Source organism: Burkholderia sp. AU45251 (assembly GCF_030482905.1).
Classification (GTDB): domain Bacteria; phylum Pseudomonadota; class Gammaproteobacteria; order Burkholderiales; family Burkholderiaceae; genus Burkholderia; species Burkholderia aenigmatica.
Map to the genome: position 1 here is coordinate 224,789 of NZ_JAUJQH010000008.1, position 21,542 is coordinate 246,330.

Genomic DNA, 21,542 nt, shown 5'->3' on the forward strand with positions numbered 1-21,542 from the left:
CTAGCGCGGCAGCGCGTGTTCGTACATATAGCGTCGCGACCACGGCAGCGTTTTCGCGCTCTGCCCGGCCTTGCGGCATACGATCTGGAAGATCGACACGTCGTCGTGCTCGAACGCATACGCGCAGCCGGCGAGATACACGCGCCAGATGCGGAATTTTTCGTCGTCGACGAGTTGTCGCGCGGCTTCCGCTTTCGCCTCGAAGTTTTCCGTCCAGATGTCGAGCGTGCGCGCATAGTGCCGTCGCAGGCTTTCGACGTCAATCGCTTCCAGCCCGCCGCGCTGCGCGGCTTCGAGCGCGAGGCTGATGTGCGGCAGCTCGCCGTCCGGGAACACGTAGCGGTCGATGAACTCGCCGCCGCCGAGCGCCGTCTCGCCGCTTTCCGCGTCGGTCGACGTGATCCCGTGGTTCATCGCGATGCCGTCGTCGGTGAGCAGGTCGTGCACGCGCGAGAAATAGAGCGGCAGGTTCTTGCGCCCGACGTGCTCGAACATCCCGACGCTCGTGATGCGGTCGAACTGGCCGTCGATCTCGCGGTAGTCCTGCAGCCGGATCTCGATCCTGTCCTCCAGCCCGGCGGCCTTCACGCGCGCGGTCGCGAGGTCGAACTGGTTCTGCGACAGCGTGACGCCGAGGCACTGCGCGCCGAACTTCTGCGCGGCGCGCAGCACGAGCGCGCCCCAGCCGCAGCCGATGTCGAGCAGGCGCTGGCCCGGCTGGAGCCGGATCTTCGTCAGGATGTGGTCGATCTTCTTGATCTGCGCGGTGGCGAGATCCTCGTCGCCGTTCTCGAAGTACGCGCACGAGTACACCATGTTCTCGTCGAGCCACAGCTGGTAGAACTCGTTCGAGACGTCGTAGTGATACTGGATCGCCTTCTTGTCGGTGCTCTTCGAGTGATTGAAGTAGCGCTTCACGCGCGCCAGCTTGCTCGCGCTCGTCACCGTGTTGCGCGCGAGCGAGTAGCCGATGTTGATGATGTCCGACAGCTTGCCTTCGATGTCGATCTTGCCCTTCACGTACGCCTCGCCGAGATTGTCGAGGCTTGGTTCGAGCAACAGCGGCAACGCCGACGCACTGTTGACCTTCAACGTGACCTGCGGCGCGCTGAAGGTGCCGAAATCGAGTTGATCGCCGTTCCACAGCACGAGGCGCGCCGGTATGTTCGCTTTCGCCCGTACTTCGTCCGCCCACTGTGCCAGCTTCTTTTCCCAGAACATTTGGATTCTCCGTTTGTTCGTTGAATCGAATACAGCCAAGTATCTTGACCGGCGCCCGCCGCTTGCGACGCGGGCGCCCGGATGTAACTCGAGACACGACCGGCTTGCGCCGGCGCCGCGCTTAAGGCGACAGGCGCGAGATCGACCAGTCCGGCGACGTATCGGCGTCGCGCGTATAGAGCAGGCGGTCGTGCAGCCGCGACGGGCGGCCCTGCCAGAACTCGATCGAGTCGGGCACGAGGCGGTAGCCGCCCCAGTGCGGCGGGCGCGGCGGGTTGTCGCCGTAGCGTTCGCTGACGGCCTTTTCCTGCGCTTCGAGCGTGGCGCGGCTGTCGATCACGGCGCTCTGCTCGGACGCCCATGCGCCGATGCGCGAGCCGAGCGGGCGCGACGCGAAATAGCGGTCGCTTTCCTCGGCGCTGGTTTTCTCGATCCGGCCTTCGATGCGCACCTGGCGCTCGAGCTCGATCCAGTAGAACAGCAGTGCGGCCTGCGGATGCGCGGCAAGATCGCGCCCCTTGCGGCTTTCGTAATTGGTAAAGAAGACGAACCCGCGTTCGTCGACGCCCTTGATGAGCACGATGCGTGCCGACGGCCGGCCGTCGTCGCCGACGGTCGCGAGCGTCATCGTGTTCGGCTCGGGCAGCTTGGCGGCGAGCGCCTCCTTGAACCAGCGGTCGAACTGGGCGAAGGGGTCGGGGGCGACATCGGCTTCGTCGAGCGAAGCACGTGAATAGTTGATGCGGAGATCGGCGAGAGTCGTCATGTTATGCAAACGCTTCAATCTGGAACCATTGTAGCCAACGCGCGAGAAACGTGCGTGTACAGTGGCGCGTGCGAGCGGGGAGTTCAGGCAAAATAGAGGGCTGCACGACTTACATTTTCCTTGCTGCCATGTCTGCCGCCGACGCTGCCCCGCCCAGTTCCTCTGATCTTACCCCGACCCCGGAAATCCAGCTTGACGTGGATCGCGCGCGGCGCTTTGGCGGCGTCGCGCGGCTGTACGGCGCGCCGGCGGCCGCCGCATTCGAGCGAGCGCACGTCGCGGTGATTGGCATCGGCGGCGTCGGGTCGTGGGTGGCCGAGGCGCTTGCGCGCAACGCGGTCGGCACGCTGACGCTGATCGACCTCGACAACGTTGCGGAAAGCAATACGAACCGGCAGATCCACGCGCTCGACGGCAATTACGGCAAACCGAAGGTCGACGCGATGGCCGAGCGGATCGCGCTGATCGATCCCGCGTGCCGCGTGAACCGGATCGAGGATTTCGTCGAGGCCGACAACTTCGACGCGCTGCTCGGCGGCGGTTTCGACTACGTGATCGACGCGATCGACAGCGTGCGCACGAAGGTCGCGCTGATCGCCTGGTGCGTCGCGAAGCGCCAGCCGCTCGTCGTGGTCGGCGGCGCGGGCGGCCAGCTCGACCCGACGCGCATCCGGATCGACGATCTCGCGCTGACGATCCAGGATCCACTGCTGTCGAAGGTGCGCGCGCAGTTGCGCAAGCAGCACGGCTTTCCGCGCGGGCCGAAGGCGCGTTTCAAGGTCAGCGCCGTGTATTCGGACGAGCCGCTGATCTATCCGGAAGCGGCCGCCTGCGATCTCGAGGACGGCGCCGAGCCGTCCGCGGCCGCGCACGTCGCCGGGCTCAACTGTGCGGGATTCGGTTCGAGCGTGTGCGTGACCGCGAGCTTCGGCTTCGCGGCCGCCGCGCATGCGCTGCGCGCGATCGCGGCGCAGGCCGCCGGCTGAGCCGCCGTGAAGCGCGGTCGTTGAGGGATGCTGCGGTGCGTGACACGCGCCGCCGTATGTCATGCGGGGCGATCCCGCAGCCGGGCCGTTGCGGCCCGGCCGGTCACCCATCCGTTCAGTTGAGCGCCATGCTCAGCCTGCGCCGCCACCCGGCGACGAGATCCGGCCGATCGCCGGCCAGCTCGAACACCGAGATCAGCGTGCGGCGGCCGAGATCGTCGCCGTACGCGCGGTCGCGCGTGACGATTTCCAGCAACTGCTCCACCGCGCCTTCGTACGCGCGCCGCGCGATCAGACTCTGCGCGAGGTCGAAGCGCGCGTCGAGGTCGGCCGGGTTCGCCGCGATGCGTGCTTCGAGCGCGTCGGTCGGCGGCAGGTCGGCCGTGGCTTCGAGCGCGTCGAAGCGGGTCTTGATCGCCTGGTAGCGCGGATCGCCGTTTTGCAGCGTTTGCGGCGACAGCCGCTCGGTCTCGGCGCGCGCGGCGTCGACCTGGTTGCTCGCGAGCAGCAGTTCGATCAGGTCGAGGCGTGCGTCGTCGAAGCCCGGGTTCAGCGCGAGCGCCGCTTCGAGGTGCGTGAGCGCGTCGTCGTAGCGCTCCTCGGCCATCGCGTACTGCGCGGCACGCCGTTCGGCTTCCTCGGGGGCCGGCAGCAGCCGGTCGAGGAAGGCGCGCAGCTGGCCTTCGGGCAGCACGCCCACGAACTGGTCGACCGGGCGCCCGTCGGCGAACGCGATCACGTGCGGAATGCTGCGCGTCTGGAAGTGCGCGGCGAGCTCCTGGTTCTCGTCGACGTTGACCTTCACGAGTTTCCAGCGGCCTTCGTAGTCGCCTTCGAGCTTTTCCAGCAGCGGGCCGAGCGTCTTGCAGGGGCCGCACCACGGCGCCCAGAAGTCGACCAGCACGGGTGCGTCCAGCGACGCCTCGATGACGTCTTTCTCGAATGTGGCAAGCGTGGTGTCCATGTCGTTCTCTTCCGTTCGAATGTCGTCAGGATGGGGGCGGCGCGCCCTTTTTTCAACGCGGCTTCGACTCGGGCAGCGGAATCCACTCGGTCTCGCCCGGCACCTTGCCCATTTCCTGGCGCGTCCAGGCTTCTTTCGCGCGCTCGATCGCGTCGCGGCTGCTGGCGACGAAATTCCATTCGATGAAGCGCTCGCCGTCGATCTTGTCGCCGCCGAGCAGCATTGCGCGCGCGCCGCTGCCGCTCGTCAGCGTGACCGCGGCCCCGGGCGCGAGCACGGCCATCTGCTCCTCCGGCACCGGCGTGCCGTCGATCGCGAGCTCGCCGTCGACCACATAGACCGCGCGCTCCTCGTGCGACGCGTCGAGCTCGACACGGCCGCCGGCCGCGAATTCGGCTGCGACGTACAGCGTGCGCGAGAACGTCGTGACCGGCGAGCGCAGCCCGAACGCATCGCCGGCGATCACCGTCAGTTCGACGCCGTTTTCGTTGCGGCGCGGCAGCGTCGCGGCCGGATGGTGCTCGAACGACGGCTCGGTGGTTTCGTGCGCGCGCGGCAGCGCGACCCAGGTCTGGATCCCGTGCACGGTGTGGCCGTTTTCGCGCTGCGCGTCGGGCGTGCGTTCGGAGTGGACGATCCCGCGGCCGGCTGTCATCCAGTTCACGTCGCCCGGCACGATTTCCTGCAGCGAGCCGAGGCTGTCGCGGTGCAGGATCGCGCCCTCGAACAGGTAGGTGACGGTGGCGAGGCCGATATGCGGATGCGGGCGCACGTCGAGCCCCGTGCCGGGCGGCAGCGTGGCGGGCCCCATGTGATCGAAGAAGATGAACGGGCCGACGAGGCGTGCGGCGAGTGCGGGCAGCGTGCGGCGCACCTGCAGGTTGCCGATGTCGCGCACGTGCGGCTTCAGCAGGGCTTTGATCGGATCGGTCATGGCGGGTCCTGTAGGGCGGCGGGGGATGCCGGTCATTGTACTGGCCGTCCGCCGCCGATTCCATGTGCACCGCGCGGGTATCGGGCCGGGGGCCGAAACCCGGTAGACTGACCGGTTTCTCAGGAAAACGCCGGGCCGCCCCGGGTTTTCACCCCAAAGGAAGTCCCGTTCGGGGATGACCGCCTCGGGGAGCCCGGCGCAAAGCGACAGGGCCCGAGCGCACCTTGCACAACAATTCGACAATCGAGGAGACACCGAAGATGGCCCCGAAGGACTTGCTGCTTGCGCTGGTCGTGATCCTGGCGTGGGGCGTGAACTTCGTCGTAATCAAGGTCGGGCTGCACGGCATGCCGCCGATGCTGCTCGGCGCGCTGCGCTTCACGCTCGCGGCCGTGCCCGCGGTGTTCTTCGTGCGCCGGCCGCAGATTCCGTGGCGCCTGCTGGTGCTGTACGGCGCGACGATCCAGCTCGGCCAGTTCGTGTTCCTGTTCACCGGCATGTACGTCGGCATGCCGGCCGGCCTCGCGTCGCTCGTGCTGCAGTCGCAGGCATTCTTCACGCTCGTGTTCGCGATGCTGTTCCTCGGTGAGCAGTTGCGCATTCAGAACCTGTTCGGGCTCGCGATCGCCGCGGGCGGGCTCGTCGTGATCGCGGCGCAGGGCGGCCGCGAGATGACGCTCGCGGGCTTCCTGCTGACGATCTGCTCGGCCGCGATGTGGGCGTTCGGCAACATCGTCACGAAGAAGGTCGGCCGTGCCAACCTGGTGTCGCTCGTCGTGTGGGCAAGCCTGGTGCCGCCCGTGCCGTTCTTCCTGCTGTCGCTGTGGTTTGAAGGACCGCAGCGGATCGCGACCGCGCTCGCCGGGCTGAACGGCGCATCGATCTTCGCGGTCGTCTATCTCGCGTTCGTCGCGACGCTGCTCGGCTATGGGCTGTGGAGCCGCCTGCTGTCGCGCTATCCGGCCGCGCAGGTCGCGCAGTTCTCGCTGCTGGTGCCGATCGTCGGCCTCGCGTCGTCGGCGCTGCTGCTCGACGAGCATCTGACGCGCACGCAATTGATCGGCACGGCGCTCGTGATGGGCGGGCTCGCGGTGAATGTCTTCGGCGGGAAACTGATGCGCCGCTTCGCGGCATCGTGACGCGCCGGCACGCACTGCGTGCCGGCGGCGGGGCGGGGTGGCCGGGGATGGCCGTCAGGCCATCCGGTTCTTCGCGAGCGGCGGATTCGCCGCGAAATAGCGCTTGATGCCGCGGAAGATCGCGTCGGCCATCTGGTCGCGATAGCTGTCGTCGTTCAGGCGGCTCTCCTCTTCCGGGTTGCTGATGAACGCGGTCTCGACGAGGATCGACGGAATGTCGGGCGCCTTCAGCACCGCGAACCCGGCCTGCTCGACCGAGCCCTTGTGCAGCTTGTTGATGCCGCCGACTTCCTTCAGCACGTAGTTGCCGTAGCGCAGCGAATCGCGGATCTGCGCGGTGGTCGACATGTCGAACAGCGCGCGGTTCACGGCCGCGTCAGCCGTCTTGATGTTGATGCCGCCGATCAGGTCGGACGAATTCTCCTTGTTCGCCATCCAGCGCGCCGCGGCGCTCGTCGCGCCGTGATCGGACAGCGCGAACACCGACGAACCGCGCGCGGACGGCGTCGTGAATGCATCGGCGTGGATCGATACGAACAGGTCGGCGCCCACGCGGCGCGCCTTTTGCACGCGCACGTTCAGCGGCACGAAGAAGTCGGCGTCGCGCGTCATCATCGCGCGCATGTTCGGCGCGCCGTCGATCTTCGCGCGCAGCTTCTTCGCGATGTCGAGTGCGATGTGCTTCTCGTACGTGCCGCCGCCGCCGATCGCGCCCGGATCCTCGCCGCCGTGGCCCGGATCGATGGCAACCGTCAGCAGGCGCACGGTGCCGCCCTTGCCGGATTTCGGCGCGGTGAACTTGTAGGTGTCGCCATCGTCGTCGCTGTCGTCGCGGCGTGCGATGACGGGCGGCGGCTTGACGGCCGGCTTTGCGGGCGTCGAAGGGGTGGCGGGCGGCGTGTGCGGCGTCGCCGGCGTGTTCTGCGCGAAGCGCTGGAAGAACGCATCGCTGTTGTCGCCCGCGGCGGGCGGCGGCGGGGGCGTGCCCGGGCCGGCCAGCGTGGTCGGCGGCTGCATCTGCTGCGCGCGCGCGGTGTCGTTGAGCGCCTGTTCCTTGCGTTCCGTTTGCGCGATCAGGTCGGTCAGCGGATCGGGCGCGACGGCCGGATACAGGTCGAACACGAGCCGGTACTTGTAAGCGCCGACCGGCGGCAGCGTGAACACCTGCGGTTTCACCGAACCTTTCAGGTCGAACACCATCCGCACGACGTGCGGCTGATACTGGCCGACGCGCACCGACTGGATCTGCGGATCGTTCGGCGCGATCTTCGACACGAGGTCGCGCAGCGCCTGGTCGAGATCGAGGCCGGTCAGGTCGACGACGAGACGGTCGGGACCCTGCAGCAGCTGTTGGGTATTCTGCAGCGGCTGGTCGGATTCGATCGTGACGCGCGTGTAATCGCGTGCGGGCCACACGCGCACGCCGAGCACCGACGACGCGTGCGCGAGCCGCGGCGCGACGAGACCGAGCACCAGCGTCGACGCGCCCGCGCACAGGATCTGACGGCGCCGCCAGTTGTGCGTCGCGGTGGCCGCCGATTCGATCGAGCGGAACGGTTTGATCAACATCTTTCGAGACATGCCTTTCCTGAAGCGCTGTACGCCCGGACGGTGAGGGCGCGGCCGTCGCCATCCACGTCGAGCGAGAAAACCAGATCGGGTACGCCGAGCAGCGTGCCCGCCTGTTGTGGCCATTCGACGAGGCAGATCGCGCTGGAATTGAAATATTCGCGAAAGCCTGCGTCGGACCATTCGGCCGGATCGTTGAAACGATACAGATCGAAGTGATAGACCTCGAGTTCCCCGTCGTCGCGTTCGAGTGCGTACGGCTCGACGAGCGTATAGGTCGGACTGCGCACGCGCCCCGTGTGGCCGAGGCCCCGCAGGATCGCGCGGACGAGGGACGTCTTGCCCGCGCCGAGATCGCCGACCAGCTGGATCTGCAGCCCGTCGAACGCATGCGCGCGGGCGAGTTCGACGCGTGCCGCGTCGAGCGCGTGCGCGAAGCGGGTGCCGAAAGCCTCGGTCGCCGCTTCGTCGGCGAGCGCGATCACGCGCTGCTCGAGCGGGGCAGGCAACGTGACGGCATGAGGCGGGTGGCTGGACGTGGCTGACATTCTCGTAAAATAGTGCGATGAACCGATTACCGGAACTCGCCGCATCCGACAGGCCTTCGACTCGTGCCGAAGGCGCGGCACCGTGCGCGCTCGACGATGCGGCGTTGACTGCGCTCGCCGCGCGCATCAGGGCGTGGGGGCGCGAATTGGGTTTCGGGGCGATCGGCATCAGCGATACCGATCTCTCGGATGCCGAAGCAGGCCTCGCCGCCTGGCTGGAAGCCGGATACCACGGCGAAATGGATTATATGGCGAAACATGGGATGAAACGCGCGCGTCCGGCCGAACTTGTGGCCGGTACGCGACGCGTGATTTCCGTGCGGCTCGCCTATTTGCCGGCCGAAACGCTCACCGGCGACGCGCCTGAAAGCGAGCCGGGCGCGCTCGTGCCGCACGACTGGCGCGCGCGCGAACGGGCCCGGCTCGACGATCCGCAGGCGGCCGTCGTGTCGATCTACGCCCGCGGCCGCGACTATCACAAGGTGCTGCGCAACCGGCTGCAGACGCTCGCGGAGCGCATCGAGCAAGAGATCGGCGCGTTCGGCTACCGCGTGTTCACCGATTCGGCGCCCGTGCTCGAGGTCGAACTCGCGCAGAAGGCCGGCGTCGGCTGGCGCGGCAAGCACACGCTGCTGCTGCAGCGCGACGCGGGTTCGCTGTTCTTCCTCGGCGAAATCTACGTCGACGTGCCGCTGCCGACCGACGCGCACACGTCGCCCGACACCGCGCCCGAGACACCCGGCGCGCACTGCGGCAGCTGCACGCGCTGCATCGGCGCCTGCCCGACCGGCGCGATCGTCGAGCCGTACCGCGTCGACGCGCGCCGCTGCATCTCGTACCTGACGATCGAACTGAAAGGCAGCATCCCCGAGCCGCTGCGGCCGATGATCGGCAATCGCGTGTACGGCTGCGACGACTGCCAGCTCGTGTGTCCGTGGAACAAGTTTGCGCAGGCCGCGCCCGTCGCCGATTTCGACGTGCGGCACGGCCTCGATCGCGCGACGCTCGTCGAGCTGTTTGCGTGGGATGCGGACACGTTCGATACGCGGATGCAGGGCAGTGCGATCCGGCGCATCGGCTACGAAAGCTGGCTGCGCAATCTCGCGGTCGGGCTCGGCAATGCGCTGAGCGCGGACGCGGGCCGGCTCGCACCGGCCGCGCGCGACGCGATCGTCGCCGCGTTGCGCGCGCGGGCCGACGACCCGTCGCCGGTCGTGCGCGAGCATGTCGAATGGGCGCTGCGTGCCGCGTGAAGGCGGCGTAAAGTGTCGTCGGCGCGCGGCGGTGCCGCGTGCATCCATCGGTCAGGAGAGGGCCATGTTCAATGCAGTCATCGACGCGCCGTTCGGCAAGGTCGGCATCCGCACGGACGCCGCGGTGGTGCGCGAGATCGTCTACCTGCCCGAATCGGTGAAGTCGCTCGAACCGGATTCGCCGCTCGCGAAGCGCGCGGTCAAGCAGATCGAACGTTATTTCGAGCGCGCGTCGGCGCGCTTCGACCTGCCGCTTGCCGAAGTCGGCAGCGCGTTCCAGCACCGCGTGTGGGACGTGATCAGCGATATCCCGCCCGGCACGGTGCTGACCTACGGACAGGTCGCGAAGCGGATCGGCAGCGCGCCGCGCGCGGTCGGCCAGGCGTGCGGCGCGAACTACTTCCCGCTCGTGATCCCGTGCCATCGCGTCGTCGCGGCGGGCGGCCTCGGCGGCTTCGCGAACCACGACGACAACGGCTATTACCAGAAAGTGAAGCGCTGGCTGCTGGCGCACGAGGGCGTGCCGTACTGATGAGTGAATCGCTGATTTCCCCCGAAGCCGACGGCGATGCCGCCGCGGCGTCCCCCGCGCTGCTGGCGAGCCGCGCGTCGATCGACGTGTTTTGCGATGCGTTGTGGCTCGAGCATGGGCTCGCGCGCAATACGCTCGACGCGTACCGGCGCGATCTGGTGCTGTTTTCCCAATGGCTGGCAGAGACGCACGACGCGCCACTCGATTCGGTCGACGAAACGATGGTGACGGGCTACATCGCCGCGCGCAGCGACGGCAAGGCGACGTCGTCGAACCGGCGGTTGTCCGTGTTCCGGCGTTATTACGGCTGGGCCGTGCGCGAGCATCGCGCGAGCGCCGACCCGACGTTGCGGATCACGTCCGCGAAGCAGGCCGCCCGGTTTCCGTCGACGTTGTCGGAGGCGCAGGTCGAGGCGCTGCTCGGCGCGCCCGACATCGACACGCCGCTCGGCCTGCGCGATCGCACGATGCTCGAGCTGATGTATGCGAGCGGGCTGCGCGTGAGCGAGCTCGTGATGCTGAAGACCGTCGAGGTCGGGCTCAACGAGGGCGTCGTGCGCGTGATGGGCAAGGGCTCGAAGGAGCGGCTCGTGCCGTTCGGCGAAGTCGCGCACGGCTGGATCGAGCGCTATCTGCGCGATGCGCGGCCGGCGCTGCTCGGCGCGCGCGCGGCCGATGCGCTGTTCGTGACCGCGCGCGGCGACGGGATGACGCGCCAGCAGTTCTGGAACATCATCAAGCGCCACGCGCAGCACGCGGACGTGCGTGCGCACCTGTCGCCGCACACGCTGCGGCACGCATTCGCGACGCACCTGCTGAACCACGGCGCCGACCTGCGCGTCGTGCAATTGCTGCTCGGTCACAGCGACATCTCGACCACGCAGATCTATACGCACGTCGCGCGCGAGCGGCTGAAGACGCTGCACGCGGAACACCACCCGCGCGGTTAGCGCACGCTTCGCTGCGCGGGCGTTGGCGGGCGCAGCGGCCCGCCTGGGTCAGACCAGCTCGCGCAGCTTGTGCTTCAGCACCTTGCCCGTCGACGCGGCCGGCAGCGCGTCGAGCACGCGCAGGTGCGCGGGGCGCTTGTAAGGCGCGAGCCGTTCCGCACACCATGCGTGCAATGCCGCTTCGTCCGCCGTCGCGCCGGGCACCAGCTCGACGAACGCGAGCACTTCCTCGTTGCCTTCGACCGCGCGGCCGATGACGGCCGCCTGCACGACGTCCGGATGTGCGTTCAGCACCTGTTCGACTTCGACCGGATAGACGTTGAAGCCCGACCGGATGATCAGCTCCTTGCTGCGGCCCGCGATGGTCACCGCGCCGTCCGCTTCCTGCCGCGCGAGATCGCCGGTGCTCAGCCAGCCGTCCGGCGACACGGCCGCGCGCGTGGCGTCCGCGTTGCGGTAGTAGCCGAGCATCACGTTCGGCCCGCGCACGCGGATCTCGCCGACTTCACCCGGCGGCACGTCGGTGCCGTCCGGCGCGACGATCCGCATCTCCACACCGGGAATCGGCACGCCGACCGAGCTGTCGGTGCGCGGCGCGTCGAGCGGCGTCTGCGTGATCGTCGGGCTGCTTTCGGTCATCCCGTAGCCGTTGTGCAGCGGCACGCCGTACAGGCGCTCGACACGTGTCTTCAGGTTCGCGTCGAGCGGCGAGCCGCCCGAATACGCGAAGCGCAGGCGCGGTGCGCGCCATGCGTGGCCGTGCGTGTGCAGGTGTTCGAGCAGCTTCGCGTGCATCGCGGGCACGCCCTGGAAGATCGTGACGCCTTCGTCGGCGAGCGCGACGCGCACGGCTTCCGGCGAGAAGCGCGGGACGAGCCGCAGCGTCGCGCCCGCGTACAGGCTGCCGAGGCAGACCGACGCGAGCCCGTACACGTGCGACACGGGCAGCACCGTGTAGACGACGTCGTCGGGCGACACGCGACGCAGCGTGCTTGATGTGGCCGCGATGAACAGCAGGTTGCGATGCGACAGCATCACGCCTTTCGGCGTGCCGGTCGTGCCGGTCGTGTAGATCAGCGCCGCGCATTGCGCGGCACCGTCGGCAGCGACCGGTTCGCCCGGCGCGCTCGTGTCGACGCGATACGACCACGCGCCGATGTCGACCGGCAGCGGGCCGGCAGGCGTCGCGCCGTGCCGTGCGGCATGGGTGCGCGCGTCGGGCGATGCGTCGGTGGTGAACGCGATCAGTTTCGGGCGCGCGTGCGCGGCGATCGCGTCGAGTTCGCTGGCCGACAGCCGCGCGTTCGACATGAGTGCCCATGCGTCGAGGCGTGCGACCGCGAACAGCAGCACGATCTGCGCGACGCAGTTTTCGGCGACGATCATCACGCGGTCGCCGCCTTGCACGCCGAGGTTGGCGAGCCGAGCGGCCGCCGCATCGACGGCCTGCGACAGCTCGCCGTACGACAGGCGGCGAGCGTCCTCGATCAGTGCCGGATGCGCGGGCTCCTGCGCGGCCCAGCGTGCGGGCACGTCGGCGATGCGGCGGGGCAGCGCGGCGAGCAGTGCATCGACGTCGAGCGGCTCGGATGAGCGGGAGGGCGAGGTCATGGCGTCTCCAGAAGAGGGGCCGGGCGGCGGCGCGTTGAAGTTTGCGAACGATCGTGCCATGACGGCACGCGCGCCACAATCGGCCATTCGGGCAATAGCGCTTCGCGATGTCCGCAATGATGATGGATGGAATCGTCGCGGCGACGCAGCGGGCCGCCCGGTGAAAAACGGGCCGTGAGTATACCGCCGGTGCGGGCGCGAGCGCGCCATTGCGCGCCCGACGGTCGTTCACCATTAAAATGCCATCATGAGCAAATCCAAGCATGTGTCCGAAACCCCTGCAACTCAATTGCTGCGCCGCAACGGTATTGTGTTCGGCGAGCATCCGTACGACTACGTCGAGCACGGCGGCACCGGTGAATCGGCGCGCCAGCTCGGCGTCGACGAGCACAGCGTCGTGAAGACGCTCGTGATGGAAGATGAGCATGCGAAGCCGCTGATCGTGCTGATGCACGGCGACCGCACCGTATCGACGAAGAACCTCGCGCGGCAGATCGGCGTGAAGCGCGTCGAGCCGTGCAAGCCCGAGGTCGCGAACCGCCATTCCGGCTATCTCGTCGGCGGCACGTCGCCGTTCGGCACGCGCAAGACGATGCCCGTCTACGTCGAGGCGACGATCCTCGAGCTGCCGACGATCTACCTGAACGGCGGCCGTCGCGGCTACCTCGTCAGTCTCGCGCCGGCGGTGCTCACGTCAGTGCTCGGCGCGCAGCCCGTGCAGTGCGCGAGCGTCGACTGAGGGTTTCACCTTCGTGGCAGGCTGCGCGCGTTCGGTAGAATGGGCGCCGTTTCGGCCTGCCACGCGCAGCCGTCCCTTTACCGATACGTTGAAAGAAGAGTCCTCCGCATGCAGATCCTGCTCGCCGCCCTCATTGCCTACCTGATCGGTTCGGTGTCGTTCGCCGTCGTCGTCAGTGGCGCGATGGGCCTGGCCGACCCGCGTTCGTACGGGTCGAAGAATCCCGGCGCGACCAACGTGCTGCGCAGCGGCAACAAGAAGGCCGCGATCCTGACGCTCGTCGGCGACGCGTTCAAGGGCTGGATTGCCGTCTGGCTCGCGCGGCACTTCGGCCTGCCCGAGGTTGCGGTCGCTTGGGTCGCGATCGCCGTGTTCCTCGGCCACCTGTACCCGGTGTTCTTCCGCTTCCAGGGCGGCAAGGGCGTCGCGACCGCGGCCGGCGTGCTGCTCGCGGTGCACCCGGTGCTCGGGCTCGCGACCGCGCTGACCTGGCTGATCGTCGCGTTCTTCTTCCGCTATTCGTCGCTCGCGGCGCTGGTGGCGGCCGTGTTCGCGCCGGTGTTCGACGTATTCCTGTTCGGCACGGGCCACAACCCGGTCGCGTGGGCCGTGCTCGCGATGAGCGTGCTGCTCGTGTGGCGTCACCGCGGCAACATTTCGAAGCTGCTGGCGGGGCAGGAGAGCCGGATCGGCGACAAGAAGAAGGCGGCCGCGGACGGCGGCGCGCAGGGCGGCGGGAAGGCCTGAGGAGGCGCGGCGCTTGCCGCATGCCGGGCGCGCCGCGTGTGCGGGGCCCCGGCAGGATGACGTGACGGATCGTCTGGCGATCAGTCGCGGAAGTTGTTGAAGTCGAGCGGCGTGTCGGTCACGTCCTTGCGCAGCATTGCGATCACGCTTTGCAGGTCGTCGCGCTTCGTGCCGTTCACGCGCACCGCGTCGCCCTGGATGCTCGCCTGCACCTTGATCTTGCTGTCCTTCACGAGCCGCACGATCTTCTTCGCGAGATCGCCGGTCACGCCTTTCTTCACGGTGACGATCTGCTTGACCTTGTCGCCGCCGATCTTCTCGACCTTGCCGTAGTCGAGGAAGCGCACGTCGACGTTGCGCTTGGCCAGCTTGCTGATCAGCACGTCCTTGACCTGGCCGAGCTTGAAATCGTCATCGGCGAACAGCGTCAGCTCGCGCTCCTTTTGCTCGACGCGCGCGTCGGAGCCCTTGAAGTCGAAGCGCGTCGAAATTTCCTTGTTCGACTGCTCGATGGCATTCTTCACTTCAATCATGTTCGCTTCGGAAACGACGTCGAACGATGGCATGGCATTCCTCCCTTGAGATGCGGGCACCCGGCTCGCGCGCGGGCACTCGCTATAATTGCGGACTGTTTGCCATTTTACCGATGCCCCTCCGTTTGCCCAAGGCCGGCCATGCGCCCCCCGGGCGGACGTGACCGCGAATGCCGATGCCTCCTGACGATTCCGCCCTGTCGCTGCTTCCCGACCATCCGCTCACCGCGCACAACACGTTCGGCATCGCCGCGACCGCGCGCTTTGCCGCGTGCGTCACGCATGCGTCGCAGTTCGAGGCGCTCCACCGCGACCCGCGCATCGCGAACCTGCCGCAGCTCGTACTCGGCGGCGGCAGTAACGTCGTGTTCACGCGCGATTTCGACGGCGTCGTGCTGCTCGACGAGATCGCGGGCCGCCGCGTCGTGCGCGAGGACGACGACGCGTGGTACGTCGAGGCCGGCGGCGGCGAGAACTGGCACGCATTCGTCGCCTGGACGCTCGAGCACGGGATGCCGGGCCTCGAGAACCTCGCGCTGATTCCGGGCACGGTCGGCGCCGCGCCGATCCAGAACATCGGCGCATACGGCCTCGAGATGAAGGCGTATTTCGACTCCCTGGTCGCGGTCGAGCTGGCGACGGGTCGCAGCGAGCACTTTGACGCCGCGCGCTGCGCGTTCGGCTATCGCGACAGCTTTTTCAAGCGGGAAGGGCGCGGCCGGTTCGCGATCGTATCGGTGACGTTCCGGCTGCCGAAGCAATGGGCGTCGCGGCTCGGCTACGCGGACGTCACGCGCGAACTCGACGCGCACGGCATCGCACCCGAGGCGGCCACGCCGCGCGACGTGTTCGACGCGGTCGTCGCGATCCGCCGCGCGAAGCTGCCCGATCCGCTCGTGCTCGGCAACGCGGGCAGTTTCTTCAAGAACCCGGTGATCGATGCCGCGCAGTTCGACGCGCTGCGCGGGCGCGCACCCGAGGTCGTGTCGTATCCGCAGCCGGACGGGCAGGTCAAGCTCGCGGCCGGCTGGCTGATCGACCGCTGCGGCTGGAAGGGGCGCGCGCTGGGCGCGGCGGCCGTGCACGACCGCCAGGCGCTCGTGCTCGTCAATCGCGGCGGCGCGACGGGCGCCGACGTGCTCGCGCTGGCACGGGCGATCCAGGCCGACGTGCGTGCGCAATTCGGCGTCGAGCTCGAGCCGGAACCGGTCTGCCTGTAACACGGGTTTCACGCAGCGTTTCGCGCGCCCAAACAAAAAGCGCCGATCGTCGATCGGCGCTTTTTCATGGATTGCCCGGTGCCGGCGCGTCAGTGCTTGAGGCGGCCGAGCAGCAGGAACTCCATCAGTGCCTTCTGCACGTGCAGGCGGTTTTCCGCTTCGTCCCACACGACGCTCTGCGGGCCGTCGATCACGCCGGCCGTCACTTCCTCGCCGCGGTGGGCGGGCAGGCAGTGCATGAAGAGGGCGTCCGGATTCGCGTGGCCCATCATTTCCTCGTCGACGCACCAGTCGGCGAACGCCTGCATGCGGGCCTCGTTCTCGGCTTCGAAGCCCATGCTCGTCCACACGTCGGTGGTGACGAGATCGGCGCCCTTGCACGCTTCGTTCGGATCGTCGAACACCTCGTAGAACGGTGCGCTGTCGGGCGACACGAGCTTCATGTCGAGCGCGTAGCCGGGCGGCGTGGACAGGCGCAGCTTGAAGCCGAGGATCTGCGCGGCTTCGATCCACGTGTAGAGCATGTTGTTCGCATCGCCGACCCACGCGACGGTCTTGCCGGCGATCGGGCCGCGGTGCTCGTAGTACGTGAAGATGTCGGCGAGCACCTGGCACGGGTGGTACTCGTTCGTCAGGCCGTTGATCACCGGTACGCGGGAATTGTCCGCGAAACGCTTGATGACCTCCTGCTCGAACGTGCGGATCATGATGATGTCGACCATCCGCGAGATGACCTGCGCGGAATCCTCGACGGGTTCGCCGCGGCCGAGCTGCGTGTCGCGCGTGCTCATGAAGACGGCATGGCCGCCGAGCTGGAAGATCCCGGCCTCGAACGACAGGCGCGTGCGCGTCGAGCTCTTCTCGAAGATCATCGCGAGCGTGCGGTCGTGCAGCGGGTGGTAGGTCTCGTAGTTCTTGAACTTGCGCTTCAGGATACCCGTGCGCTCCAGCACGTACTCGTAGTCTTCCAGCGAGAAATCCTTGAACTGCAGGTAGTGACGAATGGTTTTGGCGGTCATGAAGCAGGATACGGCGGGATGTCACCCGGCAGCGAGGCCGGACGGCGCCGCCGTCGGGTGTGGATAACTCAAAGCAGCATAAAGGATTTTCTGTGCTTTGACGAGCCGTGGAGAGAAGCGGGGCACGATCGCCGCACGCGCCTGGCAGTGCAGGAGGAGGGGTGTCGGGACGGCGCGCGATGGCGCGCTGCGGTATAATTCGAAAGTTTTCTCCAGCCCGGCAGGCAAGCCTCCTCGCGCTCTGCCGGACACAAGCCGTGCGCTGCACAAATTCGGTGCAGTCTACCGGCGGCGCGCGTCGACGTCCCGTTTTCGGGATATCGGAATGCTCGTGCCGCCGTCCGTTTCAGCTTTGTGTTCGCGTATCCAGGCGCCGTTGCCTGGACATCGCCGGGCCGTCACTTGGGTAACCACATGGCTGAAACCCCTCCGACCGAATTCTTCATCCAGGGCATCACGAAAGACGGGAAAAAGTTTCGCCCGAGCGACTGGTCGGAACGTCTGGCCGGTGTGATGGCCTGCTTCGGGCCGGGGGCGAGCGGGCGGAACGCGCGTCTCCAGTATTCGCTCTACGTGCGTCCGACGATGCTCGGCGACCTGAAATGCGTGATCCTCGATTCCCGGCTGCGCGACGTCGAGCCGATGGCGTTCGATTTCGTGCTGAATTTCGCGAAGGACAACAACCTCGTCGTCACCGAGGCGTGCGAACTGCCGGACTACAGCGAGAAGAAGTAAGAAGCGGACGGGCGGGGGCGCGCGCAGCGCCGGGCCCCGGTTGTTCGCCTGCATCGTTGCCGATCTCGGCGACACAGGCAAAAAAGCCCGCCTAGGCGGGCTTTTTTGCGATCGCAGGAAACAGGAACGCCCGCGGAAGCGGGCGCGCCGGATTTACGCTGCTGCCTGCAGGCCTTTGACGGCTGCGGCGAGGCGGCTCTTGCTGCGAGCGGCCTTGTTCTTGTGAACGATCTTCTTGTCAGCGATCGTGTCGATCGTCTTCACGGCAGCCTTGAACAGATCGGCAGCCTTTGCTTGATCGCCGGCATCGACAGCCTTGCGAACAGCCTTGATTGCGGTACGGAATTTCGAGCGCAGCGCCGAGTTGTGCGAATTTGCCTTCGCGGCCTGGCGGGCGCGCTTGCGTGCTTGTGCGGAGTTAGCCATGACGGTTCCTTATCCTGTCCTGTTTCCAGAGCTTGGAGCCTAGACGGCCAAGCGCTGCTTTTCGATCCGTCCCCTGAGAGCGATTGCCCAGGGGCGCATAAAAAACGGTGATTTTAACCGAGGCCGGGACATGAAAACGGCAGTTGCCGTGCATGTACGAGCCCAGAAACCGGCGATTATAGCAACAAAATCAAGCGCGTGGCAAGTTCGACGTGACATCTGCCGGACGGGGCGCCATCGGCGTGCGTGCTTTTCGGCATCGGCCGCTGGCCGGGTCGCGCAACGTCCGTATAATAAGCGCCCCATGAATCTATTCCGAGCCCTGCTGACGGTCAGCGGCTTCACGCTGCTGTCGCGCGTGACCGGACTGGCCCGCGAGACACTGATCGCCCGTGCGTTCGGTGCCAGTCAATATACCGACGCGTTCTACGTCGCCTTCCGTATCCCGAACCTGCTGCGCCGCCTGTCTGCCGAAGGCGCGTTCTCGCAGGCGTTCGTGCCGATCCTCGCCGAGTTCAAGAACCAGCAGGGGCATGACGCCACGAAAGCGCTTGTCGACGCGATGTCGACCGTGCTCGCGTGGGCGCTTGCCGTGCTGTCGGTCTTCGGGATCGCCGGCGCGTCGTGGGTCGTGTTCGCGGTCGCGTCCGGCCTGCATACCGACGGGCAGGCGTTTCCGCTCGCGGTCACGATGACGCGGATCATGTTCCCGTACATCGTATTCATCTCGCTGACGACGCTCGCCTCCGGCGTGCTGAACACGTACAAGAGCTTCTCGTTGCCCGCGTTCGCGCCGGTGCTGCTCAACGTCGCGTTCATCGCCGCGGCCGTGTTCGTCGCGCCGCACCTGAAGGTGCCGGTGTTCGCGCTCGCATGGGCCGTGATCGTCGGCGGCGTGCTGCAGTTCCTCGTGCAGCTGCCGGGCCTGAAGAAGATCGACATGGTGCCGCTGATCGGCTTCAACCCGCTGCGCGCGCTGCGCCACCCGGGCGTGAAGCGCGTGCTCGCGAAGATGGTGCCCGCGACGTTCGCGGTGTCGGTCGCGCAACTGTCGCTGATCATCAACACGAACATCGCGTCGCGGCTCGGGCAGGGCGCCGTGTCGTGGATCAACTACGCCGACCGCCTGATGGAATTCCCGACGGCGCTGCTCGGCGTCGCGCTCGGCACGATCCTGCTGCCTAGCCTGTCGAAGGCGCACGTCGACGCCGATTCGCACGAGTATTCGGCGCTGCTCGACTGGGGGCTGCGCGTCACGTTCCTGCTCGCGGCACCGAGCGCGCTCGCGCTGTTCTTCTTCGCGACGCCGCTCACCGCGACCCTGTTCAACTACGGCAAGTTCGACGCGCATACCGTGACGATGGTCGCGCGCGCGCTGGCGACCTACGGGATCGGCCTTGTCGGCATCATCCTGATCAAGATCCTCGCGCCAGGCTTCTACGCGAAGCAGGACATCAAGACGCCCGTGAAGATCGCGATCGGCGTGCTGATCGTCACGCAGATCTCGAACTACGTGTTCGTGCCGCTGATCGGCCACGCGGGCCTGACGCTGAGCATCGGTGTCGGCGCGTGCCTGAACTCGCTGCTGCTGTTCATCGGGCTGCGCAAGCGCGGCATCTACCAGCCGTCGCCGGGCTGGCTGCGCTTCTTCGTGCAGTTGATCGGTGCGGCGCTCGTGCTCGCGGGCCTGATGCACTGGCTGTCGATCAGCTTCGACTGGACCGGGATGCGCGCGCAGCCGCTCGATCGCATCGCGCTGATGGCCGCGTGCCTCGTGCTGTTCGCTGCACTATATTTCGGTATGTTGTGGGTGATGGGCTTCAAATACGCTTACTTCAGAAGGCGCGCCAAGTGACGACCGCAATGACCCGCGTCCTCGACTACTTCAGCACGCTCGTGGCGGACGACGACAGCCTGCCCGTCACGGAAGCGGCGCTGTCGCTGGCGCAGGACGCGTATCCCGACCTCGACCTGCAGGGCACGCTGGCCGAACTCGACATGCTGGCGGCGCGGCTGCGCCGGCGGTTCGCCGACGATACGGACCTGAAGGGCCGCGTCGCCGCGCTGAACGATTTCTTCTTCCGCGAGCTCGGCTTCGCGTGCAACCACAACGATTACTACGACCCCGATAACAGCCACCTGAACGCCGTGCTGAAGCGGCGGCGCGGGATTCCGATCTCGCTGTCGGTGCTGTACCTGGAACTCGCCGAGCAGATCGGCGTGCCGGCGCGGGGCGTATCGTTCCCCGGTCATTTCCTGCTGCGCGTCACGCTGCCGGATGGTGACCTGATCATCGATCCGGCCAACGGTCATTCGTTGTCTGAAGCCGAGATGGTCGAGATGCTCGAGCCGTACGTCGCGCGTGCGGCCGGTGCGGTCGACAGCGCGTTGCGCGCGCTACTGCAGCCGGCGACGAGCCGCGAGATCATCGCGCGGATGCTGCGCAACCTGAAGACGATCTATCTTCAGACGGAACGCTGGCAGCGGCTGCTCGCGGTGCAGCAGCGGCTCGTGATCCTGTTGCCCGAGCACCTCGACGAAGTCCGCGACCGCGGTTTTGCGTATGCGCGGCTCGATTACCTGCGGCCCGCGCTCGAGGATCTCGAGCAGTATCTCGGCGAGCGGCCGGACGCGGACGACGCCACTGTCGTCGAGTCGCAGGTGACCGAATTGCGGCAGCGGATGCAGCGCGACGGCGAGGACTGAGCCGCCGCCGTGCTTTGCCGGCACCCTGAATGAAAAACGCCCGCGCTGCGGGCGTTTTTTTGTGCTTATTTCGGCTGCATCCGGATCGCGCCGTCGAGGCGGATCACTTCGCCGTTGAGCATCGGATTCTCGACGATCTGGCGCACCAGCAGCGCGTATTCGGCCGGTTTGCCGAGCCGCGGCGGGAACGGCACCATCGCGCCGAGCGCGTCCTGCACGTCCTGCGGCATGCCGAGCAGCATCGGCGTCTCGAACAGGCCGGGCGCGATCGTCATCACGCGGATGCCGCTGCGCGACAGGTCGCGCGCGATCGGCAGCGTCATGCCTGCGACGCCGGCTTTCGATGCCGCGTACGCGGCCTGGCCGATCTGTCCGTCGAATGCGGCAACCGACGCGGTACTCACGATCACGCCGCGCTCGCCTTCCGCGGTCGGCGCAGTGGCGGCCATCGCGGCGGCGGCGAGCCGGATCATGTTGAACGTGCCGACGAGGTTCACGTTGATCGTTTTTGCGAACACGTCGAGCGGATGCGCGCCGTCCTTGCCGACGGTCTTCGCGGCGGGCGCGATGCCTGCGCAGTTCACGAGGCCGCGCAGCGTGCCCGCGCGCGTTGCCGCGTCGACGGCTGCCTGCGCGTCGGCCTCGCTCGACACGTCGCAATGCACGAAGATGCCGCCGAGCTCGGTCGCGAGCGCCGTGCCCGCCGCGTCGTTCAGGTCGGCGAGCACGACCGTGCCGCCTGCCTGCGCGAGCATCCGCGCCGTGCCGGCGCCGAGGCCCGATGCGCCGCCCGTGATCAGAAATACGTTGCCGCGAATTTCCATGACTGTCTCCGGTGTCGACCTCCCTTGGCGCTTTAGCGCCTAGGGAGGTCCCATGCAAAGCGGTCGACCGCCCCCTGGCGCTCCGTTGCCTGTTGCGGTTCCGCGCAAAGCCGTTGCCTG

At 67.4% G+C, this 21,542-nt stretch carries 22 protein-coding genes; 11 read left to right on the forward strand and 11 right to left on the reverse strand.

Annotated elements, in window-relative coordinates:
- Positions 1-1,221 (reverse strand): cyclopropane-fatty-acyl-phospholipid synthase family protein, encoded by a 1,221-nt coding sequence (locus QZM67_RS18760; protein ID WP_175021999.1) that lies wholly within the window; start codon positions 1,219-1,221, stop codon positions 1-3.
- A 121-nt stretch (positions 1,222-1,342) separates the two neighbouring features.
- Positions 1,343-1,987, reverse strand: coding sequence for a pyridoxamine 5'-phosphate oxidase (gene pdxH / locus QZM67_RS18765; RefSeq protein WP_175021998.1), 645 nt, complete (start codon positions 1,985-1,987; stop codon positions 1,343-1,345).
- A gap of 128 nt (positions 1,988-2,115) precedes the next feature.
- Here pdxH and QZM67_RS18770 point away from each other — a divergent pair, with 128 nt between their 5' ends.
- Positions 2,116-2,973 (forward strand): ThiF family adenylyltransferase, encoded by an 858-nt coding sequence (locus QZM67_RS18770; RefSeq protein ID WP_175021997.1) that lies wholly within the window; start codon positions 2,116-2,118, stop codon positions 2,971-2,973.
- A gap of 115 nt (positions 2,974-3,088) precedes the next feature.
- Here QZM67_RS18770 and trxA read toward each other — a convergent pair whose 3' ends face one another.
- Both trxA and QZM67_RS18780 read right to left on the reverse strand, forming a co-directional pair.
- A complete protein-coding gene (gene trxA / locus QZM67_RS18775) occupies positions 3,089-3,937 on the reverse strand; it encodes a thioredoxin (RefSeq protein WP_043190090.1) in 849 nt (282 codons plus the stop codon).
- A 52-nt stretch (positions 3,938-3,989) separates the two neighbouring features.
- Positions 3,990-4,871 carry a pirin family protein gene (locus QZM67_RS18780; RefSeq protein ID WP_301805702.1) on the reverse strand — a complete coding sequence of 294 codons (882 nt, stop codon included), beginning with the start codon at positions 4,869-4,871 and terminating at the stop codon, positions 3,990-3,992.
- Positions 4,872-5,131: 260 nt separating this feature from the next.
- Here QZM67_RS18780 and QZM67_RS18785 point away from each other — a divergent pair, with 260 nt between their 5' ends.
- Positions 5,132-6,010 (forward strand): EamA family transporter, encoded by an 879-nt coding sequence (locus QZM67_RS18785; RefSeq protein WP_179258737.1) that lies wholly within the window; start codon positions 5,132-5,134, stop codon positions 6,008-6,010.
- Positions 6,011-6,064: 54 nt separating this feature from the next.
- Here the strand turns inward: QZM67_RS18785 and QZM67_RS18790 are convergent, their stop codons facing one another.
- Together QZM67_RS18790 and tsaE are read right to left on the reverse strand one after the other, a co-directional pair.
- Positions 6,065-7,591, reverse strand: a complete 1,527-nt coding sequence (locus QZM67_RS18790) for an N-acetylmuramoyl-L-alanine amidase (protein ID WP_043190086.1) — start codon at positions 7,589-7,591, stop codon at positions 6,065-6,067.
- Positions 7,573-8,127, reverse strand: a complete 555-nt coding sequence (gene tsaE, locus QZM67_RS18795; RefSeq protein WP_043190084.1) for a tRNA (adenosine(37)-N6)-threonylcarbamoyltransferase complex ATPase subunit type 1 TsaE — start codon at positions 8,125-8,127, stop codon at positions 7,573-7,575. The genes QZM67_RS18790 and tsaE overlap by 19 nt, the downstream gene beginning before the upstream one ends.
- Positions 8,128-8,144: 17 nt before the next feature.
- Here tsaE and queG point away from each other — a divergent pair, with 17 nt between their 5' ends.
- From queG to xerD, 3 genes are all read left to right on the forward strand, one after another.
- Positions 8,145-9,380 carry a tRNA epoxyqueuosine(34) reductase QueG gene (queG, locus tag QZM67_RS18800; protein ID WP_301805704.1) on the forward strand — a complete coding sequence of 412 codons (1,236 nt, stop codon included), beginning with the start codon at positions 8,145-8,147 and terminating at the stop codon, positions 9,378-9,380.
- Positions 9,381-9,444: 64 nt separating this feature from the next.
- Positions 9,445-9,912: a methylated-DNA--[protein]-cysteine S-methyltransferase gene (locus QZM67_RS18805; protein WP_175021992.1), complete on the forward strand. Its 468-nt coding sequence runs from the start codon at positions 9,445-9,447 to the stop codon at positions 9,910-9,912.
- Positions 9,912-10,862, forward strand: a complete 951-nt coding sequence (gene xerD, locus QZM67_RS18810; RefSeq protein WP_043190077.1) for a site-specific tyrosine recombinase XerD — start codon at positions 9,912-9,914, stop codon at positions 10,860-10,862. The genes QZM67_RS18805 and xerD overlap by 1 nt, the downstream gene beginning before the upstream one ends.
- A 48-nt stretch (positions 10,863-10,910) precedes the next feature.
- Here xerD and QZM67_RS18815 read toward each other — a convergent pair whose 3' ends face one another.
- Positions 10,911-12,473, reverse strand: coding sequence for a class I adenylate-forming enzyme family protein (locus QZM67_RS18815; RefSeq protein WP_301805711.1), 1,563 nt, complete (start codon positions 12,471-12,473; stop codon positions 10,911-10,913).
- Positions 12,474-12,720: 247 nt separating this feature from the next.
- Between QZM67_RS18815 and ybaK the strand changes: the two genes are divergently transcribed.
- The gene (gene ybaK / locus QZM67_RS18820) at positions 12,721-13,212 is read left to right on the forward strand and encodes a Cys-tRNA(Pro) deacylase (protein ID WP_175021990.1); all 492 of its coding nucleotides are present in this window, start codon (positions 12,721-12,723) and stop codon (positions 13,210-13,212) included.
- 108 nt (positions 13,213-13,320) lie between these two features.
- Complete coding sequence (gene plsY, locus QZM67_RS18825) at positions 13,321-13,959, forward strand: glycerol-3-phosphate 1-O-acyltransferase PlsY (protein ID WP_043190071.1); 639 nt, start codon at positions 13,321-13,323, stop codon at positions 13,957-13,959.
- An 80-nt stretch (positions 13,960-14,039) separates the two neighbouring features.
- On the opposite strand, the gene QZM67_RS18830 is transcribed toward plsY, so the two are convergent.
- Positions 14,040-14,525, reverse strand: coding sequence for a YajQ family cyclic di-GMP-binding protein (locus QZM67_RS18830; RefSeq protein WP_043190069.1), 486 nt, complete (start codon positions 14,523-14,525; stop codon positions 14,040-14,042).
- 137 nt (positions 14,526-14,662) lie between these two features.
- Here QZM67_RS18830 and murB point away from each other — a divergent pair, with 137 nt between their 5' ends.
- On the forward strand, positions 14,663-15,712 hold the full coding sequence (murB, locus tag QZM67_RS18835) for a UDP-N-acetylmuramate dehydrogenase (protein WP_175021989.1): 1,050 nt from the start codon (positions 14,663-14,665) through the stop codon (positions 15,710-15,712).
- Positions 15,713-15,801: 89 nt separating this feature from the next.
- On the opposite strand, the gene argF is transcribed toward murB, so the two are convergent.
- Positions 15,802-16,731 (reverse strand): ornithine carbamoyltransferase, encoded by a 930-nt coding sequence (gene argF, locus QZM67_RS18840; RefSeq protein ID WP_043190066.1) that lies wholly within the window; start codon positions 16,729-16,731, stop codon positions 15,802-15,804.
- A 414-nt stretch (positions 16,732-17,145) separates the two neighbouring features.
- Between argF and QZM67_RS18845 the strand changes: the two genes are divergently transcribed.
- Complete coding sequence (locus QZM67_RS18845; RefSeq protein ID WP_043190063.1) at positions 17,146-17,466, forward strand: DUF3579 domain-containing protein; 321 nt, start codon at positions 17,146-17,148, stop codon at positions 17,464-17,466.
- Between the two features lie 153 nt (positions 17,467-17,619).
- Here the strand turns inward: QZM67_RS18845 and rpsT are convergent, their stop codons facing one another.
- A complete protein-coding gene (gene rpsT, locus QZM67_RS18850; RefSeq protein WP_011352994.1) occupies positions 17,620-17,892 on the reverse strand; it encodes a 30S ribosomal protein S20 in 273 nt (90 codons plus the stop codon).
- 304 nt (positions 17,893-18,196) lie between these two features.
- Between rpsT and murJ the strand changes: the two genes are divergently transcribed.
- A complete protein-coding gene (gene murJ, locus QZM67_RS18855) occupies positions 18,197-19,747 on the forward strand; it encodes a murein biosynthesis integral membrane protein MurJ (protein WP_222106656.1) in 1,551 nt (516 codons plus the stop codon).
- A gap of 8 nt (positions 19,748-19,755) precedes the next feature.
- Positions 19,756-20,598: a SirB1 family protein gene (locus QZM67_RS18860; protein WP_043190258.1), complete on the forward strand. Its 843-nt coding sequence runs from the start codon at positions 19,756-19,758 to the stop codon at positions 20,596-20,598.
- A gap of 65 nt (positions 20,599-20,663) precedes the next feature.
- Here QZM67_RS18860 and QZM67_RS18865 read toward each other — a convergent pair whose 3' ends face one another.
- The gene (locus QZM67_RS18865) at positions 20,664-21,422 is read right to left on the reverse strand and encodes an SDR family NAD(P)-dependent oxidoreductase (RefSeq protein ID WP_175021986.1); all 759 of its coding nucleotides are present in this window, start codon (positions 21,420-21,422) and stop codon (positions 20,664-20,666) included.
- Positions 21,423-21,542 lie beyond the last annotated feature (120 nt).

Bases quoted from the DNA above. Each gene is read 5' to 3' on its own strand.
- murB (WP_175021989.1), top strand. From the start codon at position 14,663: ATGCCGATGCCTCCTGACGATTCCGCCCTGTCGCTGCTTCCCGACCAT.
- QZM67_RS18860 (WP_043190258.1), top strand. From the start codon at position 19,756: ATGACCCGCGTCCTCGACTACTTCAGCACGCTCGTGGCGGACGACGAC.
- QZM67_RS18865 (WP_175021986.1), bottom strand. From the start codon at position 21,422: ATGGAAATTCGCGGCAACGTATTTCTGATCACGGGCGGCGCATCGGGC.
- rpsT (WP_011352994.1), bottom strand. From the start codon at position 17,892: ATGGCTAACTCCGCACAAGCACGCAAGCGCGCCCGCCAGGCCGCGAAG.
- QZM67_RS18790 (WP_043190086.1), bottom strand. From the start codon at position 7,591: ATGTCTCGAAAGATGTTGATCAAACCGTTCCGCTCGATCGAATCGGCG.
- argF (WP_043190066.1), bottom strand. From the start codon at position 16,731: ATGACCGCCAAAACCATTCGTCACTACCTGCAGTTCAAGGATTTCTCG.
- trxA (WP_043190090.1), bottom strand. From the start codon at position 3,937: ATGGACACCACGCTTGCCACATTCGAGAAAGACGTCATCGAGGCGTCG.
- tsaE (WP_043190084.1), bottom strand. From the start codon at position 8,127: ATGTCAGCCACGTCCAGCCACCCGCCTCATGCCGTCACGTTGCCTGCC.
- murJ (WP_222106656.1), top strand. From the start codon at position 18,197: ATGAATCTATTCCGAGCCCTGCTGACGGTCAGCGGCTTCACGCTGCTG.
- plsY (WP_043190071.1), top strand. From the start codon at position 13,321: ATGCAGATCCTGCTCGCCGCCCTCATTGCCTACCTGATCGGTTCGGTG.
- QZM67_RS18845 (WP_043190063.1), top strand. From the start codon at position 17,146: ATGGCTGAAACCCCTCCGACCGAATTCTTCATCCAGGGCATCACGAAA.
- pdxH (WP_175021998.1), bottom strand. From the start codon at position 1,987: ATGACGACTCTCGCCGATCTCCGCATCAACTATTCACGTGCTTCGCTC.
- QZM67_RS18780 (WP_301805702.1), bottom strand. From the start codon at position 4,871: ATGACCGATCCGATCAAAGCCCTGCTGAAGCCGCACGTGCGCGACATC.
- xerD (WP_043190077.1), top strand. From the start codon at position 9,912: ATGAGTGAATCGCTGATTTCCCCCGAAGCCGACGGCGATGCCGCCGCG.
- QZM67_RS18830 (WP_043190069.1), bottom strand. From the start codon at position 14,525: ATGCCATCGTTCGACGTCGTTTCCGAAGCGAACATGATTGAAGTGAAG.
- ybaK (WP_175021990.1), top strand. From the start codon at position 12,721: ATGAGCAAATCCAAGCATGTGTCCGAAACCCCTGCAACTCAATTGCTG.
- QZM67_RS18760 (WP_175021999.1), bottom strand. From the start codon at position 1,221: ATGTTCTGGGAAAAGAAGCTGGCACAGTGGGCGGACGAAGTACGGGCG.
- QZM67_RS18785 (WP_179258737.1), top strand. From the start codon at position 5,132: ATGGCCCCGAAGGACTTGCTGCTTGCGCTGGTCGTGATCCTGGCGTGG.
- QZM67_RS18770 (WP_175021997.1), top strand. From the start codon at position 2,116: ATGTCTGCCGCCGACGCTGCCCCGCCCAGTTCCTCTGATCTTACCCCG.
- QZM67_RS18805 (WP_175021992.1), top strand. From the start codon at position 9,445: ATGTTCAATGCAGTCATCGACGCGCCGTTCGGCAAGGTCGGCATCCGC.
- QZM67_RS18815 (WP_301805711.1), bottom strand. From the start codon at position 12,473: ATGACCTCGCCCTCCCGCTCATCCGAGCCGCTCGACGTCGATGCACTG.
- queG (WP_301805704.1), top strand. From the start codon at position 8,145: ATGAACCGATTACCGGAACTCGCCGCATCCGACAGGCCTTCGACTCGT.